The sequence below is a fragment of the Nocardioides xinjiangensis genome (assembly GCF_017916385.1).
Taxonomy (GTDB): domain Bacteria; phylum Actinomycetota; class Actinomycetes; order Propionibacteriales; family Nocardioidaceae; genus Nocardioides; species Nocardioides xinjiangensis.
This window is the reverse complement of sequence record NZ_JAFMSW010000001.1, coordinates 574,242-591,969: the sequence shown is the minus strand read 5'-3', so window position 1 is coordinate 591,969 and position 17,728 is coordinate 574,242. Positions and strand designations below refer to the sequence as shown.

At 74.4% G+C, this 17,728-nt stretch carries 13 protein-coding genes; 10 read left to right on the top strand and 3 right to left on the bottom strand.

Annotation, left to right across the window (positions count from 1 at the left end; all coding sequences use genetic code 11):
• Positions 1-43 precede the first annotated feature (43 nt).
• The 4 genes from ligA to J3P32_RS02820 all read left to right on the top strand — a co-directional run bounded on the left by ligA (position 44) and on the right by J3P32_RS02820 (position 6,455).
• Positions 44-2,170 (top strand): NAD-dependent DNA ligase LigA, encoded by a 2,127-nt coding sequence (gene ligA, locus J3P32_RS02835; RefSeq protein WP_210438342.1) that lies wholly within the window; start codon positions 44-46, stop codon positions 2,168-2,170.
• A gap of 65 nt (positions 2,171-2,235) precedes the next feature.
• Positions 2,236-3,495 carry a calcium-binding protein gene (locus J3P32_RS02830; RefSeq protein ID WP_210438341.1) on the top strand — a complete coding sequence of 420 codons (1,260 nt, stop codon included), beginning with the start codon at positions 2,236-2,238 and terminating at the stop codon, positions 3,493-3,495.
• A gap of 49 nt (positions 3,496-3,544) precedes the next feature.
• Positions 3,545-5,782, top strand: coding sequence for a sensor histidine kinase (locus J3P32_RS02825; RefSeq protein ID WP_210438340.1), 2,238 nt, complete (start codon positions 3,545-3,547; stop codon positions 5,780-5,782).
• Between the two features lie 28 nt (positions 5,783-5,810).
• The gene (locus tag J3P32_RS02820; RefSeq protein ID WP_210438339.1) at positions 5,811-6,455 is read left to right on the top strand and encodes a response regulator; all 645 of its coding nucleotides are present in this window, start codon (positions 5,811-5,813) and stop codon (positions 6,453-6,455) included.
• A gap of 15 nt (positions 6,456-6,470) precedes the next feature.
• On the opposite strand, the gene J3P32_RS02815 is transcribed toward J3P32_RS02820, so the two are convergent.
• From J3P32_RS02815 to J3P32_RS02805, 3 genes are read right to left on the bottom strand one after another with little or no spacing between them, the layout of a single operon-like run.
• Positions 6,471-7,385, bottom strand: coding sequence for an LCP family protein (locus tag J3P32_RS02815; RefSeq protein ID WP_210438338.1), 915 nt, complete (start codon positions 7,383-7,385; stop codon positions 6,471-6,473).
• The gene (locus tag J3P32_RS02810; RefSeq protein WP_210438337.1) at positions 7,382-8,029 is read right to left on the bottom strand and encodes a hypothetical protein; all 648 of its coding nucleotides are present in this window, start codon (positions 8,027-8,029) and stop codon (positions 7,382-7,384) included. Before J3P32_RS02810 ends, J3P32_RS02815 begins: the two co-directional genes overlap by 4 nt.
• A 35-nt stretch (positions 8,030-8,064) precedes the next feature.
• Positions 8,065-9,621 carry a N,N-dimethylformamidase beta subunit family domain-containing protein gene (locus tag J3P32_RS02805; protein ID WP_210438336.1) on the bottom strand — a complete coding sequence of 519 codons (1,557 nt, stop codon included), beginning with the start codon at positions 9,619-9,621 and terminating at the stop codon, positions 8,065-8,067.
• Between the two features lie 181 nt (positions 9,622-9,802).
• Here J3P32_RS02805 and gatC point away from each other — a divergent pair, with 181 nt between their 5' ends.
• The 6 genes from gatC (at position 9,803) to J3P32_RS02775 (ending at position 17,728) form a co-directional block, all read left to right on the top strand.
• Positions 9,803-10,102, top strand: coding sequence for an Asp-tRNA(Asn)/Glu-tRNA(Gln) amidotransferase subunit GatC (gene gatC, locus J3P32_RS02800; RefSeq protein ID WP_210438335.1), 300 nt, complete (start codon positions 9,803-9,805; stop codon positions 10,100-10,102).
• Positions 10,102-11,634, top strand: coding sequence for an Asp-tRNA(Asn)/Glu-tRNA(Gln) amidotransferase subunit GatA (gene gatA / locus J3P32_RS02795; protein WP_210438334.1), 1,533 nt, complete (start codon positions 10,102-10,104; stop codon positions 11,632-11,634). The genes gatC and gatA overlap by 1 nt, the downstream gene beginning before the upstream one ends.
• On the top strand, positions 11,631-13,127 hold the full coding sequence (gene gatB / locus J3P32_RS02790) for an Asp-tRNA(Asn)/Glu-tRNA(Gln) amidotransferase subunit GatB (RefSeq protein WP_210438333.1): 1,497 nt from the start codon (positions 11,631-11,633) through the stop codon (positions 13,125-13,127). The genes gatA and gatB overlap by 4 nt, the downstream gene beginning before the upstream one ends.
• Positions 13,128-13,245: 118 nt before the next feature.
• Positions 13,246-14,655 carry a prenyltransferase/squalene oxidase repeat-containing protein gene (locus J3P32_RS02785; RefSeq protein WP_210438332.1) on the top strand — a complete coding sequence of 470 codons (1,410 nt, stop codon included), beginning with the start codon at positions 13,246-13,248 and terminating at the stop codon, positions 14,653-14,655.
• Positions 14,656-14,963: 308 nt separating this feature from the next.
• Positions 14,964-16,637 (top strand): prenyltransferase/squalene oxidase repeat-containing protein, encoded by a 1,674-nt coding sequence (locus J3P32_RS02780; protein WP_210438331.1) that lies wholly within the window; start codon positions 14,964-14,966, stop codon positions 16,635-16,637.
• Between the two features lie 5 nt (positions 16,638-16,642).
• Positions 16,643-17,728, top strand: a complete 1,086-nt coding sequence (locus J3P32_RS02775) for a hypothetical protein (RefSeq protein WP_210438330.1) — start codon at positions 16,643-16,645, stop codon at positions 17,726-17,728.

The following is a 17,728-nucleotide window of genomic DNA, read 5'->3' as shown; positions in this document are numbered from 1 at the left end:
GAGCGACGTGCCGGGTGTCGGCGCGGACCGGCAGACTGTGGCCATGAGCACGCCCGAGGAGCCCGTCGCCGTGACCGAGGCCGACACCCACGTCGCCAGTGCCCCGCCCGAGGCGCGCGAGCGCCACCGGGAGCTCAGCGAGCAGGTCGAGGACGCTCGCTGGCGCTACTACGTGCTCGACGCCCCGACGCTGTCCGACGCCGACTTCGACGCGCGGCTGCGCGAGCTCGAGTCGCTCGAGGAGCAGTTCCCCGAGCTCCGCACGCCGGACTCGCCGACCCAGAAGGTCGGCGGCGCGGTGTCGACGGACTTCACCGCCGTCGACCACCTCCAGCGCATGGAGAGCCTCGACAACGCCTTCACCTCCGACGAGCTCGAGGCCTGGCACGCGCGGATCCTGCGCGACGGGATCGACCCGCCCGCCCTGCTGTGCGAGCTCAAGGTCGACGGCCTGGCGATCAACCTGCTCTACGAGCAGGGCCGACTCGTGCGTGCCCTGACCCGCGGTGACGGTCGCACGGGGGAGGACGTGACGCCCAACGTGAAGACCATCGACGCCGTGCCGCACCGCCTGAGAGGCACCGAGGAGTTCCCGGTCCCCGAGCTGCTCGAGGTGCGCGGCGAGGTGTTCTTGCCGGTCGAGGCCTTCGAGCGCCTCAACGTGGCGATGACCGAGGCGGGGCGCCCCGCCTTCGCGAACCCTCGCAACGCCGCCGCGGGGTCGCTGCGCCAGAAGGACCCCCGCGTGACCGCGAGCCGCGCCCTCGGCATGGTCTGCCACGGCCTCGGGGAGCGCCGCGGCTTCGAGCCGAAGGCCCAGTCCCACGCCTACGAGGCCCTCGCCGCGTGGGGGCTGCCGACCTCCGACCAGGTCCGGGTGGTCGGGTCGCTGGAGGAGGTCGAGGACTACATCGCGCACGCCGGCGAGCACCGGCACTCGATCGTCCCCTACGAGATCGACGGCGTGGTGGTGAAGGTCGACGACGTGGCCCTCCAGCGTCGCCTGGGATCGACCTCGCGCGCCCCCCGCTGGGCGATCGCCTTCAAGTACCCGCCCGAGGAGGTCAACGCCCGGCTCCTCGCGATCGAGGTGCAGGTCGGGCGGACCGGGCGGGTGTCGCCGTTCGGTCGCATGGAGCCCACCCGCGTCGCCGGCTCGACCGTCGAGAAGGCCACCCTCCACAACGCGCACGAGGTGCGCCGCAAGGACGTGCGCCCCGGCGACACCGTGATCCTGCGCAAGGCCGGCGACGTCATCCCCGAGATCGTCGGCCCCGTGCTGCCGCTGCGGCCCGAGGGGCTCGCCGAGTGGGTGATGCCGACCGAGTGCCCGGCCTGTGGCTCGACCCTGGCCCAGCAGAAGGAGGGCGACCGCGACCTGCGCTGCCCCAACCACGAGAAGTGCCCGGCGCAGGTGCGCGAGCGCGTCTTCCACGTGGCCGGTCGTGGGGCGTTCGACATCGAGGGGCTCGGCTACGAGGCCGCGAGCGCGCTGCTCGACTCCGGGGCCATCACCAACGAGGGCGACGTCTTCGACCTCGACGCCGACAAGCTGCTCACGACGCCGCTGTTCACCCGCGCCCCCAAGAAGGGCGAGGAGGGACCCCAGCTGTCCGCCAACGGGCGGCGGCTGCTCGACAACCTCGACAAGGCGCACGGAGCGGCGCTGTGGCGCGTGCTGGTCGCCCTGTCGATCCGCCACGTCGGGCCGACGGCGGCGCGCGCACTGGCGCAGGAGTTCGGCTCCTGGGAGGCGATCGCGGCGGCCACCGAGCAGCAGCTGGCCGCCACGGAGGGCGTGGGACCCACGATCGCGGCGGCCGTCGTGGAGTGGCGCGAGGTCCCGTGGCACCAGGAGATCGTCACCAAGTGGTCGCGGCACCTGCCGATGGCCGACGAGCGCGACGAGTCGGTTCCCCGCACGCTCGAGGGGTTGACGATCGTCGCCACCGGGTCCCTCGAGGGCTACACCCGCGACTCGGTCAAGGAGGCGATCATCAGTCGCGGCGGCAAGGCCGCCGGCTCGGTGTCGAAGAACACCGACTTTGTCGTCGTGGGGGAGAACGCCGGCTCCAAGGCCGACAAGGCCGAGCAGCTCGGCGTGCCGATCCTCGACGAGGAGCAGTTCACGACGCTGCTCGAGAAGGGGCCGGACGCCCTGCAGGTCTAGCGCTCGGCGTCCGCGGCGCGCAGGATGCAGGAGGAGACCGAGAACGACCATCCCCGGGAGTCAGCATGCGTCTCGTCCGATCACTCGTCCCCGCGCTGGTCGCCGCCACGCTCGCGGCACCGACCGCCGTGACCACGGCGGCGCAGGCCGCCCCGGCGGCCGCTCCGACGTGCGGCGGCCTCCGGGCCACGATCGTCGGCAACGACCGGTCCGACACGATCACCGGCACTGCCCGCCGCGACGTCGTCGTGGCGCGGGGCGGCAACGACGTCGTCCGCGGCCTCGGCGGCAACGACGTGGTGTGCGGCGGCGACGGCGCCGACACCATCCTCGGCGGCGAGGGCAACGACCGGCTCCTCGGCGAGAGCGACCTCGTGCGCCTCGACCGGTTCGGCCGGGTCGTCAAGCGTGGCGACACGCTGGCCGGTGGGCCCGGCAACGACACCATCGACCTCGGCCACGACCCGCGTCCGGCCACCGATGGCGCCCCCGTGGTGCTCGACGGCGTCACGTACGTCCACGCGAGCGCCCCCGTGGTCGTCGACTTCCGCGCCAGCCACACCGTCCCCATCATCGCCGAGGGCAGTGACACGGTGACCGGCTACAGCGGCGGCGTCCGGCTCGTCGGGTCGCCGCACGCCGACACGGTCAAGGGCACCAACTCCGCCGACGCCATCTACGCCCGCGGCGGCGACGACACGATCTTCGGTCGCGGCGGCGACGACACGGTCGTGGCCGACGCCGCCGACGACACCGGCGGCAACGACCGCCTCTACGGCGACGCCGGCGACGACACCCTCAGCGGCACCGTCGGCGCCGACCTGTTCGTCGGCAGCAGCGGCATCGACGTCCTCGGCACCACGTCGTCGCTCCACCAGGCCTTCCGTGGCGGGAGCGGCGTCGACACGATCACGTTCCCCCTCCCGTTGGAGTCCGGCTTCGTGGCCAAGGGCAACGGCGGCCAGGACCGCCTGCGCCTCCTCCCGGTCCCGAACCCGGCCCTGAAGCCGACGCTGCGCATCGACCAGCTCACGAGGGCCACGATCCGCGACCTCCAGCCGTACACCCTCGTGGGCCGCATCTCCGGCTTCAGCGACGTGCAGCTGCCGGCCAACACCTCGTCGGTCTTCAAGGGCAGCAACGACTCCGAGGTCATCACCGCCCACCCCGACCACCGCGCGAGGATCTACGGCCGCGGCGGCGCGGACGTCATGACGGGCTCGCGCCGGCCCGACCGCCTCGACGGCGGCAAGGGCTTCGACATCGCCCGTGGTCGCGGGGGCAACGACACCTGCAAGGCAGCGGAGAAGCGCTCGAGCTGCTGACGCCGCCCGCGCGCTTCCCGGGGGCGGTGCAGCGGGGCACGATGCCACCATGTCCCGCACCAGCAGGCTGCTCCTGGTCGCAGCAGCCTGGGCCGTGCCCGCCTCGTGGGTGCTGCTCGCCCTGCTGGCCGGACCCTCGGACGGCACCGCCCTGTCCTCGCGGCTGGTGCCGGGCACCGGTCCGCAGTGGGGAGACTCGGTGCGGGTGGCGACGACGTACGGTGCGACGCCGCTGCAGCCCGGCGACGCGGTGCAGCGCATCGACGGACGCCCGCTCGCGGACTGGCTCGCGAGCCCGGGCGACGTGCGCCGCGAGGTCGGCGACGTGGTCCGCTACGAGGTGCGCCGCCCCGGCGAGGGCCTCGACCTGGTCCAGGAGGTCGAGGTCACCCTCGGGACCTACCCCGTCAGCCCCGCGCTCCGGTCGTCGCCGCACGTCCCGCTGCTGGCCGCGCTGCTGCTCGCGACGGGCTCGGTGGTGTTCTGGCTGAGGTCGGCGTCGGCCTCGGCGCGCGCCTTCCTGGCGAGCACGGCGCTGCTCCCGGCGGCGGTCGCCTCCACGCCGTTCGGCACCAGCGTGGTCGACCTCGCCGGCGGGCGCGGCGTGTGGCCCCGCGCCGGGTCGGAGGCGCTCGCGGCGCTCGGGATGGTCGCGCTGGTGCTCTCGGTCGCGCTGACCACACGTCCCGAGGGCCGCGCCCGCTGGACGGCCGGCGCCCTCGCCGTCGTCCCGCTCCTCGGGTACGCCGCGTGGCTCGCCGTCCGGGTCGGCGCGGCCTCCACCGCCGAGCGGCCCGGCGTCCTCACCACGGTCGCCGCCCCTGCCCTGGCGGCCGCGGTCCCCGCCCTCGCCGCCGCTGCGGCCCTCGCCCACGCCCGCGCCCGCAGCCGCGGCGACGTGCTGGCCACGCGACTGGTGCTGCTCGGCCTGGCCGCCGGCGTCGGCGCCTGGCTCGTCCTCGGCCCCCTGCCCGCCCTCGTCGGTGGTGCGCCTCTCGTGCGGAGCGACCTGCTGGTGCTGCTCGCCGGCGGGTTCGTCGTGGCCTGCGTCGCCGCGGCCGTCGCCCGGTCCCGCCTCGAGGACGTCGAGCCGCGGGTGCGACGGGGGCTGGTGCAGGCCCTGGTGCTCGCTGTGGTGGCCGCCGCCTTCGTCGGCGCCGCGCGCGCGGTCGACGTCGCGACCGACGTCGACGTCGGCTCGGTGCTCGCCGGGGGGCTGCTCGCACTCCTGCTCCTGCCGGTCGCGGTCGCAGTGCGGCGGACGGTGCGACGGCTCGTCTACGGCGACCGCGAGTTCCCGGACCGGGTGGTGTCCGACCTGCGCCGCCTCGACGCCGTCACCGCGCCCCAGGACGCGCTTCGGGAGATGCTGGAGCTGCTGGTCCGCCGGCTGCACCTGTCCTACGCCGCGATCGACGTCGTCGGCACCGGCGCCTCCGAGCCGGTCTCCGTGTCCATCGGGACGGCGTACGGCACCCCCGCGACCATCGACCTCACGGTCGGCGGGAGCACGATCGGACGGCTGCAGGTCGAGGTCGACGTGGGACACGACCCGTTCGGCCCGGGGGACCGACGGTTGCTGGAGGACGTCGGCACGCAGGTGGGGGCGCTCGTCCAGGCCGTGAGCACGAACCGCGAGCTGCAGCTCGCCCGGCAACGGCTGGTGGCTGCGCGCGAGGAGGAGCGGCGACGGCTGCGCCGCGACCTGCACGACGGCCTTGGCCCCTCGCTCGCGACGCTGGCGATGCGGCTCGAGGGAGCGGCCGACCTCGTCCACGAGGACCCCGACCGGGCAGCCGACCTGGTGGCGCGGCTGTCGGACCAGACGCGGGAGGGCATCGCCGAGGTGCGTCGCCTCGTCGAGGGCCTGCGCCCGCCCGCGCTCGACCAGCTCGGGCTCGTCTCGGCCCTGCGACACCGCGCGGCCGAGCACGGCTCGCCGACCTCGGCGGTGGCGGTGCCGTGGACGGTCGAGGCCGAGGACGACCTCGAGCCGCTGCCGGCAGCCGTCGAGGTCGCCGCCTACCGGATCGTCGTGGAGGCCGTGAACAACGTGCAGCGGCACAGCGAGGCCGACCGGTGCACCGTCAGGCTCGCGCGCGTCGGCCCCGACCTGCGGATCGAGGTGGTCGACACGGGCAGGGGGCTGGCTCCGGACCGCCGCGCGGGTGTAGGCCTGTCCTCCATGCGGGAGCGTGCCGAGGAGCTCGGCGGCTCGATCGAGGTCGGGCCCGCTGCCGGGGGCGGCACCCGGGTCGGGGTACGCCTGCCGCTCGAGGACCGGTGAGGCACCCACGAGGGAGGAGGTGGTCGCGATGGAGCCCCACCGGGTGCTGGTCGCCGACGACCACGAGGAGTTCCGGCGCGGGATCGAGGCGCTGCTCGCCGCCACGCCCGCGATCGAGGTGGTCGGCACCGCCTCGGACGGCGCGCTCGCGGTCGCGATGGCGCTCGACCTGCAGCCCGACGTCGTCCTCATGGACCTGCACATGCCCCGCGTCAACGGCATCGACGCGACGACCCGGATCGTCCGCTCCTCCCCGCACATCGGGGTGCTGGTGCTGACGATGATGGAGGACGAGGAGTCGGTCTTCGCCGCCGTGCGCGCCGGGGCGCGCGGCTACCTCCTCAAGGGCGCCCGGCGCGCCGAGATCATCCGCGCCGTGCAGGCCGTCGGGGCCGGCGAGGTGATCTTCGGGCCGGGGATCGCCGACCGGATGATGGCCTACTTCGCCGGCGCCCGCACGCGCCCGACCGGCGAGGCGTTCCCCGACCTCACCGACCGGGAGCGGGTCGTGCTCGGGCTGATCGCGGAGGGCAAGGAGAACGCCGAGATCGCCCGGCAGCTGGACCTGTCGATCAAGACCGTCCGCAACCACGCGAGCAACATCTTCACCAAACTGCAGGTCGCCCACCGGGCACAGGCGATCGTGAAGGCCCGCGAGGCCGGCCTGGGCTGAAGGCCGCCGGGCACGTCACCCGGCGTCGCGGCACCCGCCCTGCAGTCGTGCGTCGTCGCGGGCGTCCCGGCCGACCGCCTCCGCCTGGTCCTCGTCGGGATAGACCACCGCGGCCCCGGACTCGTCCCCGAACGTGCCGCGGATGATGCAGGCGTCGGTCCGGGAGGGATCCACCGTGGTCAGCGAGGCGATGACGCGGAACGCCTCGGCGGGGGACAGGTCGGTCTCCAGGCCGCCGAGGGCCGACAGGGTGACCGCCTCGAGGTACCCCTCGTCGTCCTCGGCCGCACGCAGCCGGGCCAGCACGCCGAGCAGCAGCCGCTGGTGGTTGGCCGCGCGCGCGAAGTCGCTGCGCAGGGGGAGGGTGTCACGCGTGGTCGCGTAGGAGAGCGCCTGGTCGGCGTCGAGGCTGTTGCCGCCGGGTCGGATCTCCACCTCCCCGTCCTCGGTGTCGAAGCGGATCGGCGAGTCGACCTCGACGGGACCGACGGTGCCCATCATCGACAGGAAGCCCTCGGTCCCGGTCACCAGGACGAGGTCGGGAGCGATGCCCAGCAGCCGCTCGACCTCGGCGGCCACGCCCTCGACGCCGGCCCGGGCCAGCACCGTGTTGAGCCGCGCCCCACGGTCCGCGACGTAGAGGTCGCGGGGGAGGCCGATCGCGGTCGCGCGGCCCGTCTCGGGCCGGACGCCGACGAGCTGCACGGCGTCGGTCAGTCCCTCCATCACGTCCTCGCCCGGCCCGGCCTCGGACCCCAGCGCGAGGACCCAGAGCACGTCGTCCCCGTTGTCGACCGCCTTCGCGGTGCCGACGGTGGTGAGGCTGATCGTGGTCGGGTGCACCGACCCGTCGGGGACCACCAGCACGACGGCGCCGAGCAGGGCCAGTCGCAGCGCTCCCCGGCGCACCGCTCGCAGCGCGGCCCTCACGACGCCGTCCCCGACGACTCCCCGGGCGGGACCGCGGACGGACCCGCGGACGAGCCCTGGACGGCCCCGCCGTCGCCGCCGTCGAACCGCACGTCGTAGCCGAACACCGACCAGGCCTCGCTCCCGGACTCCATGAGGAACCGGCCGTCGAGGGTGAGCGGGCGCGTGCTGCCGTCCTCCATCGTGGCCTCGAACGCGAAGTGGACGTTCGCGGTGCCGGCGTGCACGGTGCCCCCCTGGGTGAGGAAGGACAGCCGGGCGTCGAGCTCGGTGGCCCGGACCGCGGTCGCGTCGGGGACGCCGGCGGCGGTGAGCACGCGGATGTCACCGGCGGCCTCGCGGGCGGCGTCGCTGGTGAACGACTCGAAGGACCGGACGAACTCCTCGCGCGGGAAGTCGCCGAGGAAGGCCTCGACGACGTACGCCGACAGCACGTCGCCGACGGCACCCTCGAGGTCGGCGCGGGTCTGCTCGTCGAGGCGGCCGGCGCCCGCAACGGTCGTGACGCGCAGCGCCGCGGACCGCGGGGTCTCCTGCTCGTCCGGCGGGGCCTGCGTCGTGCACCCGGCCGCGAGCAGGGCCGCCAGCACGACCACCGCCGCGGCGGAGGCCGTGCCGCCGGTGCGGCGTCGCGGGAGGCCCATGTCGTTCATCATGGCCGACGGACCCGCCGCCTGCCTCAACTCGCCGGGACCGTGTTGACCGCTGGCAGGTCGAACGCGTCGACGTTGTCCCGGGCGGGGTGGCGTCGGCCGACGGGACCGCGAGCGAACTCGCGCACCAGGGTGTGGGTGACCGTCTGGGTGAACCGCTGGGTGTCCTTCCCCAGGGGCCGCTCGCACCGGTCCACCATCGCGCATCCCCACCGCAGCGTCCCGGCGGTGAACACGCCGGCCCCGGACGGCGTGGAGTAGTAGACCGACTGCGACGACGTGGTGACGCCGCGGCAGGAGTACGGCGAGTGGGCGAGGACCTGCAGGGGGCGAGGCAGCCGGGCGTCGGGGTAGACGCGATCGGCCTCCGGTCCCACCAGTCCGTGGACGTGGTCCCCGCGGCGCACTCCGGTCCCGCGGAACCCCCACCAGCCGGGGGTCACCACGACGTAGTCCGTGTCGACCGGGTAGCACTCGTACTGCATGCCGAGCAGGTCGTGCTCGGGCCGCGGCGCCGGCGGGTCGCGGAACAGGGCGGTCGCCTCGGGCGAGCCCTGCGCGTACAGCGGGTCGAGGTGCGCGTCGTGCCGGTAGCCGACCACCACGCGGGCCGGGCCGCCGGCTCCCGGCGCGAGGCGGACCCGCCAGTACATCGTGTTGGCGCCGAGGAAGGCCAGGTTGGTGCCCGCGCCGCGCGCGTCCAGCACGACCCGCCGCATGGTGGGCGTCCAGTACTCGTCGTGGCCCATCGACACGTAGCCGCGGGCGCCGTCCAGCGCGCCGGGGGTCGTGTGGAGGTCGACGTTCGTGAAGTACGACAGCGGGGCGCCGGTCGCCTCCGCACCCACGACGATCGGCAGGGCGGCCGTGCGGTAGTCGTTGGCCCCGGTCGCGGCGTTGTAGGGCCGGTCGAAGCTGACCGCGTGGCTGCGGGTGTCGCCGTCCGCGCCGGCGTACAGGCTGTAGCCGCCCCACTGGTTGTAGGCCTGCCAGGTGGTGACCGGCGCGACGAGGGCGACCGTGCCCGCCGCCGAGGGGGAGGTGACGACGTACGGGACCTGGGTCTCCCACCCGGTGTCCGTCCGCAGCCGGAAGACGTAGAAGCCCGGCTCCCAGCCACTGGTGTCCACCGTCAGGTCCCGCTTCCAGGGCGCGACGACGGTGCGCGTCGCGTAGGGGCGGAACACCGGGCCCGGCTGCTCGCGCCCCACGCGGGAGCCGGACTCCCAAACGAACGCCCCCGTGCCGCCCTCGTACGAGCCGATGCGGAAGGCCGACGCCTCCCAGCCGCCCTCGGTCGTCGACACCTTGAGCCCGACGCGCGTCCCCGGGACGCCGCTCGCCCGGGTGGTGTACGCCGCCACCTCGCCGCGCAGCGCCTGCCTGGTGACCCGCCAGTCCTCGCTGCCGCGTCGCTCGGGCGCCCGGGGCCTGCGTGGCGCCGTGCCCCTCGTGGCGGCGGCCGGCGCCGGGGGCGACGCGACCGACTCCGGCGGGGGGATACGCGACGCCGTTCCGCACGCCCCCACGAGCGGCCCGAGCGCCAGGACCGCCACCGTCGCCGCCACCGTCCGTGCCCTCATCGTGACCACCTCGCCCCGGGCGACGGACCGTCCGCGCACCGTGCAGCCGACGTTCCGGCCGGCGCAGGTCCCGGCACACGTGGTGGCGGTCCCGCCGGTCCGGGACGAACACGACACCGGTCCCGGCCACCGTCCCGACCGGGCGCGGAGGCGGGCGGGGCGGGGACCTAGGATCACTCCCATGCCTGAGATCTCCCGGGACGAGGTGGCCCACCTGGCCATGCTCGCCCGCATCGACCTCTCCGACGCCGAGCTCGACCACCTCGCGCCCCAGCTGAGCGTGATCCTGGACTCCGTCGCCTCCATCAACGGCGTCGCCGGCGACGACGTGCCGCCCACCTCGCACGCCATCCCCCTGACCAACGTCTTCCGCGAGGACGTCGTGGTGCCCGGGCTCACCGCCGAGGAGGCGCTCTCCGGCGCGCCCGCCGTGGAGGACCAGCGCTTCTCCGTCCCCCGGATCCTCGGCGAGGAGGCCTGATGAGCGAGACCGTGCGCCGCACCGCCGCCGAGCTGGCCGAGGCGCTCGCCGCCGGCGACGTCACCTCGACCGACCTCACCGAGGCGCACCTCGACCGGATCGAGGCCGTCGACGGCGCCGTGCACGCCTTCCTCCACGTCGACCGCGACGGAGCGCTCGCGCAGGCCGCCGAGTCCGACGCGCGCCGCTCCCGCGGCGAGGCGCGCGGCGTGCTGGACGGCGTGCCGATCGCGGTCAAGGACGTGCTGACCACCAGGGGACTGCCGACGACCTGCGGCTCGAGGATCCTCGAAGGCTGGGTGCCGCCCTACGACGCGACCGTCGTGACGCGCCTGCGCGACGCCGGCCTCCCGATCCTCGGCAAGACCAACATGGACGAGTTCGCCATGGGCTCCTCCACCGAGCACTCCGCCTACGGGCCCACGCGCAACCCGTGGGACCTCGACCGCATCCCGGGCGGCTCCGGCGGCGGGTCCGCCGCGGCGGTCGCCGCGTTCGAGGCGCCGCTCGCCATCGGCACCGACACCGGTGGGTCGATCCGGCAGCCCGGTGCGGTCACCGGCACCGTCGGTGTGAAGCCGACCTACGGCGGCGTGTCGCGCTACGGCCTCGTCGCGCTGGCCAACAGCCTGGACCAGGCCGGCCCCGTCACCCGCACCGTCCTCGACGCCGCGATGCTGCACGACGTGATCGGCGGGCACGACCCCCGCGACTCCACGTCGATCCAGCAGGAGTGGCCGTCCTTCACCGAGGCCGCCCGTGCCGGCGCCGCCGGCGACATGACCGGCGTCAGGGTCGGGGTCATCACCGAGCTCGCCGGCGACGGCTGGCAGCGCGGCGTGATGGCGCGCTTCGACGAGTCCGTCGAGCTGCTCGTCCAAGCCGGCGCCGAGGTCGTGGAGGTGTCGTGCCCCTCCTTCGTGCACGCGCTGGCCACCTACTACCTGATCCTGCCGGCCGAGGCGTCGAGCAACCTCGCCAAGTTCGACGCGATGCGCTACGGCCTGCGCGTGGTCCCCGAGGGCGACCCGAGCGCCGAGGAGGTCATGCGCGCGACGCGCGACGCGGGCTTCGGCGACGAGGTCAAGCGCCGCATCATCCTGGGCACCTACGCGCTGTCCTCCGGCTACTACGACGCCTACTACGGGCAGGCGCAGAAGATCCGCACCCTCATCAGCCGCGACTTCGACGCCGCCTTCGCGCAGGTCGACGTCCTCGTCTCGCCGACGGCGCCGACCACGGCGTTCCGGCTGGGGGAGAAGCTCGACGACCCGATGGCGATGTACCTCAACGACCTCGCCACCATCCCGGCCAACCTCGCCGGCGTCCCGGGGATCTCGATCCCCAACGGGCTCGCCGAGGAGGACGGCCTGCCCAGCGGCTTCCAGGTGCTCGCACCGGCCCTGGCCGACGACCGCGTCTACCGGGTCGGTGCCGCCCTCGAGGCGCTCCACACCGCCGCCTGGGGCGGCCCGCTGCTCGACAAGGCGCCCGAGCTCGCGGGTGCCGCGACCCCCGAGGGATCCCGATGACCGAGACACTCATGGCCTACGACGACGTGCTGGCGGCGTACGACCCGGCCCTCGGCCTCGAGGTGCACGTCGAGCTCAACACCGCCTCGAAGATGTTCTGCGGCTGCCCCGCGGAGTTCGGCGGGGAGCCCAACGCCGGCGTCTGCCCGACCTGCCTGGGCCTGCCCGGCGCGATGCCGGTGGTCAACGGCAAGGCCGTGGAGTCCGCGATCCGCATCGGCCTCGCGCTCAACTGCCAGATCGCCGAGTGGTGCCGCTTCGCCCGGAAGAACTACTTCTACCCGGACATGCCGAAGAACTTCCAGACCTCGCAGTACGACGAGCCCATCGCCTTCGACGGGTGGATGGACGTCGACGTGGACGGGGAGACCTTCCGGGTCGAGATCGAGCGCGCCCACATGGAGGAGGACACCGGCAAGTCGCTGCACGTCGGCGGGGCCACCGGCCGCATCCACGGCGCCGACCACTCCCTCGTCGACTACAACCGGGCCGGCATCCCGCTGATCGAGATCGTCACCCGACCCATCCTCGGCGCCGGCGAGCGGGCCCCCGAGGTCGCCCGCGCCTACGTGGCGCAGCTGCGGGAGCTGATCGTCGCCCTCGGCGTCTCCGAGGCCCGCATGGACCAGGGCAACCTGCGCGCCGACGTCAACCTGTCGCTCTCGCCCAAGGGCAGCGGCGTGCTCGGCACCCGCACCGAGACCAAGAACGTCAACTCCTTCCGCTCCGTCGAGCGCGCCGTGCGCTACGAGATGCAGCGGCACGCGGCGATCCTCAGCGGCGGCGGCTCGATCCTGCAGGAGACGCGCCACTGGCACGAGGACACCGGCATCACCACCAGTGGTCGGGCCAAGTCCGACGCCGAGGACTACCGCTACTTCCCCGAGCCGGACCTCGTGCCGGTCGCGCCGAGCCGCGAGTGGGTCGAGGAGCTGCGCGGCACGCTGCCGGAGAACCCGACGGCCCGCCGCGCCCGCCTCCAGGCGGAGTGGGGGTTCAGCGACCTCGAGATGCGCGACACCGTCGGGGCCGGCGCGCTCGGGCTCGTCGAGGAGACCATCGCGGCCGGAGCGGCCCCGCAGGCCGCGCGGAAGTGGTGGCTCGGCGAGCTCGCCCGCCGCAGCAACGAGGACGGCGTCGACCTGGTCGACCTGCCCATCACCCCGACCGACGTCGCCCGGGTCCAGGCACTGGTCGACGAGAAGGTCGTCAACGACAAGCTGGCCCGCCAGGTCCTCGAGGGCGTGCTCGCCGGCGAGGGGACCCCCGACGAGGTCGTCGAGAAGCGCGGGCTGGCCGTGGTGTCCGACGACGGCGCCCTGGGGGCCGCCGTCGACAAGGCCATCGCCGCCAACCCCGACGTCGCCGACAAGATCCGCGACGGCAAGGTCGCCGCCGCCGGCGCCCTCATCGGCGCGGTCATGAAGGAGATGCGCGGCCAGGCCGACGCCGGCCGCGTCCGGGAGCTGATTCTGGAGAAGTTGACGGTCTAGACAACTTGTTAGGGTGCTGGCGAGTCACATTGGTCACATCACCAACCAACGCTCGCACCACTCGGGGGACTGCACGGGCGCTCGCCGCCCGCGGTCCTCGGCGAGCGGGAAGGAAGTCATGCACCATCTGAATCGACCCCTCCGGACGGCCACCGTCGCCCTGACGAGCGCCGTGCTGGGGGCCGGCGTGCTCACCGCGGCCCCGGCCTCCGCCGAGCCGTCCCCCGCCCTGCGGTCCGCCCGTGCGCTGGCCAACACCGACAGCACCCCCTCGACGATCGCCGCCCAGTGGCTGGCCGGGGAGCTCACCAACGGCCTGATGACGGGTCCCTACGGCCCCGACTTCGGCCTCACCATCGACACCGGCATGGCGCTCTCGACCGTCGCCGGCCAGGGTTCGACCGTCACGGCGATCAACAACGCCCTCGAGCCCCGCATCGGCGAGTACGTCGGCGACGGGACGAAGGAGTCCTACGCCGGCGCCCTGGCCAAGGCCGCTGCCTTCGCGCGCACCGCGAAGAGGAACCCGACCAGCTACGGGGGCATCAACCTCATCACCCGCCTCGAGGAGCGCACCGCGGACGTGCCGGCCGATCCGGCCGCGCAGCCGCAGGCGGCTGCGTTCGCGGGCCGCATCTTCGACAAGTCGGAGTTCGGCAACTACGCCAACGTGGTCGGTCAGTCGTACGCCGTGCGGGCCCTGACGCTCGCCAACTCGACCGAGGCCGGCGCGGCTCGCGACTTCCTGCTCAAGCAGCAGTGCCCCTCCGGCTGGTTCCGGCTGAACTTCGCCAAGGCCGACGTGCCCAACCAGTCGTGCACCGAGGGCGTCGCCGGCAGCGAGGCCGACCCCGACGCCACCTCCCTCGCGGTGATCAACCTCGTCGAGTCGGGCGACAAGAGCCCCGCCGTCCAGGCCGCCCTGGCCAAGGCCGGCACCTGGCTGGCCGCGCGGCAGCGCGGCAGCGGCGCGATCCGCGGCGGCGCCGGCACGGCGGAGATCAACACCAACTCCACCGCCATCGGCGGCTACGCCCTGGGGCTGCTGAAGAAGCGCGACGCCGCGCTCAAGGCGGCGCTGTGGGTGCGCAAGAACCAGCCGGTCGACAAGTACAAGTGCCGCACGGCACTCACCAAGGACACCGGCGCGGTGGCCTACCGCAAGGACCGGGTGAACGGGGCCAAGACGTCCGGCATCCCCGCAGACGCCCGTGACGAGTGGCGACGGGCCACCTCGCAGGCGATCCTCGGCCTCCAGTTCGCCCCGGCGAGCAAGGACCGCCTCCGGATCGTCTCGGTGCGTCGCGAGGCCCGCGCGGGCGACCGCGTGCAGTTCCGGGTCTACGGCCTCGCCCCCAGCGAGAGCGCCTGCATGCAGGTCAAGGGCGACTTCCTGCGCGTGACGGGCAAGAAGTCCGGCGAGAAGATCGTGCGCCGGCTGCAGCTGCCGACCGGCAACCAGCGCCGAGTCGCGCTCGTGAAGACCTCGGACGACGTCGCGCGTACGTCGCTGCGGGTGCGCAACTGACCCCACGCGTCACACCCGCGACCGAGCCGTCGGCCCGGCGTCCCCGGACGCCGGGCCGACGTGCGTGGGGGGCCGTGCGCGGGTTAGGCTGCGCGCGCCGCGCCCGTCCGGGTCGGCACCACACACGCCCGAGCTGGGGAAAGCCGGTCCGAATCCGGCGCTGACCCGCAACCGTGGGCACGGGAGTCATCCCGTGCGAGCCGGAACACCCGCCTCGACGCGTCTTGACCACCATCGCTGTCGAGGAATGCAGCGGGGCGAAGCGGCGCACGCCGCCTTCCCTCGTTGTCGCAGCGGGGGAAGGAACCATGAAGCTCCTCTCCGGCCTGGCCGCCATCGCCGTCGCCGCCACCACTCTCGTCGCGGCGCCCGCCGGCGCGGCGCCCATGACGCCCACCCGCCTCGCGGGGGACTGGATCGCGAGCCAGCTCACCGACGGCATCGCCGTGGGCGACTTCGCCGACATCGGCCTGAGCATCGACGCGGGCCTGGCCTTCGAGGCCATCGGCGACACCGCCGGGGCCGAGCTGGTCGCCGACCGGATCGAGCCGGCCCTCGTCACCTCCGAGGCGTACCCGTACGGGTACGTCACGTCGGACGAGTACTCCTGGCCCGGGAACGAGTACCTCGGCCAGGGCCGCTACGCGAACGCGACCGCCAAGGCTGCGGCGTTCGCGGGGCGAGTCGGCCGCGACGCGGCGACCGCGTACGACAACGTGGACCTGGTCGCGCAGCTCGAGGACCTCACCGACGACGCCACCGGCGTGATCGGCGACGACACGAGCTTCTCCGACTACGCCAACACCATCGGCCAGGCCTTCGCGGTCGAGGCCCTCGCACGGGCAGGGTCGGACGAGGCGGGCGCTGCGACGCAGGCCCTCCTGGCCCAGCAGTGCCCGGCCGGGTACTTCCTCTTCACCCTCGGCTCCACCGAGTGCGGCGACGTCCCGAGCGCCGACGTGACCGCTCTGGCCGTCATCTCGCTGCGCGCGTCCGGGATCGGCTCGACCCGGGTGGCCGCCGCCGTCGCGCTCGCGACCCAGTGGCTCGAGTCCGTCCAGAAGTCGGACGGCTCCTTCGAGGGCGACGCCTCGACCCCTGGCAGCAACGCGAACAGCACGGGACTCGCCGGCTGGGCCCTCGGCGAGGTGGGCCGCTCGACGTCCGCGGCGCGCGCCGCCGTCTGGACCCGGAGCATGCAGGTCGCCGACGCCGGCGCCTGTGCGAGCCAGGCGCCGACGGGTGCCGTCGCCTACAACGTGGCGGACCTCTCCGCCGCCCGGACCGACGGCATCGCCGGCAGCTCCACGGTGCGGGACAAGTGGCGCCGCGCCACCTTCCAGTCCGCGCCGGTCCTCCGGTGGGCGCCCGCGGCGACCGAGCCGCTGTCCATCTCGACCCCGGTCAGCGCTGCGGAGCGGACCACCGTCGCCGCCACCGTGCGCGGGCTCGCGGCCGGTGAGCAGGCGTGCGTGAGCCTCGGCGGCGACGCCCGCCGCGTCGTCGGCACCGGATCCGACCTCGTCGTCTCCTTCGTCCTGCCGGCAGGGGCTGCAGCGCGCACGTTCACGCTGGCCACCCTGGGTGGCACGACGACGTCGACCACGGCGGCGATCGTCACGCCGGCTCCCGCCACGCCGGCAGCCCCGGCGACGGGGGAGCTGTCCGTCCCGAAGGTCGTCAGGGTCAAGAACAACGACGTCGTCAAGGTCGAGATCGCCTGCGACGCCGCCCGGCCCTGCGCCGGCAGGCTCAAGCTGCGCTCGGCCCGCAAGGTGGAGCTCGCCGGCGGCGAGCGCCGGACGCTGGTGCTGGCGAAGTCGTCCTACACCGTCGCGCCGGGCGCGACGGCCACCGTCAAGACGAGGCTCACCAAGCCGGCCCGGGCCGTGCTGGGGAAGAAGCGACTGCGGGTCGTCGCTACCCAGACCGCTCGCGGAGCGGAGCCCGCCCGCACGACGTTCTGGATCCGCAGGAGGTGATCCGCATGGGTGCTCGGGCCCGGCGGGCGGCGACGGCCCTCGCCGTGCTGGTGGTCGGCCTGGTGGGCGGGGGAGCCACGCTCGGACTGGCGCCGACGACGTTCCTCCCCGGCGCGGCGGCCGCGACGTGCACGTCGGCCGGCGGCGTGAGCGTCGTCGTGGACTTCCGCGAGCTCGGGGGCAGCACGATCACCGCGTGCGCCCCGGACGGCGGGGGAAGGAGCGCAGCAGCGGTCTTCGCCTCGGTCGGCGTCCAGCTCTCCTACGCCCAGCGGCAGCCGGGCTTCGTGTGCCGCGTCAACGGCGCGCCCTCGAGCGACCCGTGCGTGAACGCCTCCCCGACCGACGCCTACTGGGGGCTGTGGTGGGCCGACGGCTCGTCGGCATCGTGGTCCTACTCGACCTCCGGGGTGGGCGGCCTCGTCGTTCCTGCGGGCGGCTCCGTGGGGTGGTCCTGGCAGCAGGACCGTGCCGGCAGCGGCCCCGTACCTCCCGGCGTCGCGCCGCCGGTGAGGCCGTCGTCCACCCCGACGCCGACGCCCACGGGGTCGGCCTCGACGCCGTCGTCCGGCCCGACCTCGTCCCCGTCCGCCGGGGGCAACGGGTCGGGGAGCGGGTCCGGCGGCGGGTCGCATCCCACCTCGTCCCCGTCCCCGGGTGGCAGGAACGGCTCCACCGGGTCGTCCTCGCCCTCGTCGAGTCCGTCGGCCTCGCCGTCCGGCGCCCCCTCCGCGTCGCCCTCGGCCAGTGAGTCGCCCAGCGACTCACCAGCCCCGCGCAGCGGCAAGGACGGCGGGAGGCAGGGCGCGGAGAGCGGCGAAGACACGGGTGCGGGCAAGCGCGCGAAGGGCGCCGAGGCCTCCGACGATCGTGAGTCGCCAGGAGACTCAGCGGCCAGTGACGACCCCGCCGCGGGTTCCGACCCAGGCGCGGCGGGAGACCCGTCTGCCGGCGCCTCCTCCGAGGCGGCCCGGCCCGAGACCGACGGACCGGCTCGCGTCCCGGCCGCCCTCAGCCTCGCCGTCGTCGGCCTGCTCGCGATCGCCATCGCAGTCGGTGCCGTCGTGACGCGTCGTAGACGGGGGGTCTGA

Excerpts from the sequence above, each read along its gene's own strand:
- ligA (WP_210438342.1), top strand. The coding sequence starts at position 44 with ATGAGCACGCCCGAGGAGCCCGTCGCCGTGACCGAGGCCGACACCCAC.
- J3P32_RS02830 (WP_210438341.1), top strand. The coding sequence starts at position 2,236 with ATGCGTCTCGTCCGATCACTCGTCCCCGCGCTGGTCGCCGCCACGCTC.
- J3P32_RS02825 (WP_210438340.1), top strand. The coding sequence starts at position 3,545 with ATGTCCCGCACCAGCAGGCTGCTCCTGGTCGCAGCAGCCTGGGCCGTG.
- J3P32_RS02820 (WP_210438339.1), top strand. The coding sequence starts at position 5,811 with ATGGAGCCCCACCGGGTGCTGGTCGCCGACGACCACGAGGAGTTCCGG.
- J3P32_RS02810 (WP_210438337.1), bottom strand. The coding sequence starts at position 8,029 with ATGGGCCTCCCGCGACGCCGCACCGGCGGCACGGCCTCCGCCGCGGCG.
- J3P32_RS02805 (WP_210438336.1), bottom strand. The coding sequence starts at position 9,621 with ATGAGGGCACGGACGGTGGCGGCGACGGTGGCGGTCCTGGCGCTCGGG.
- gatC (WP_210438335.1), top strand. The coding sequence starts at position 9,803 with ATGCCTGAGATCTCCCGGGACGAGGTGGCCCACCTGGCCATGCTCGCC.
- gatA (WP_210438334.1), top strand. The coding sequence starts at position 10,102 with ATGAGCGAGACCGTGCGCCGCACCGCCGCCGAGCTGGCCGAGGCGCTC.
- gatB (WP_210438333.1), top strand. The coding sequence starts at position 11,631 with ATGACCGAGACACTCATGGCCTACGACGACGTGCTGGCGGCGTACGAC.
- J3P32_RS02785 (WP_210438332.1), top strand. The coding sequence starts at position 13,246 with ATGCACCATCTGAATCGACCCCTCCGGACGGCCACCGTCGCCCTGACG.
- J3P32_RS02780 (WP_210438331.1), top strand. The coding sequence starts at position 14,964 with ATGAAGCTCCTCTCCGGCCTGGCCGCCATCGCCGTCGCCGCCACCACT.
- J3P32_RS02775 (WP_210438330.1), top strand. The coding sequence starts at position 16,643 with ATGGGTGCTCGGGCCCGGCGGGCGGCGACGGCCCTCGCCGTGCTGGTG.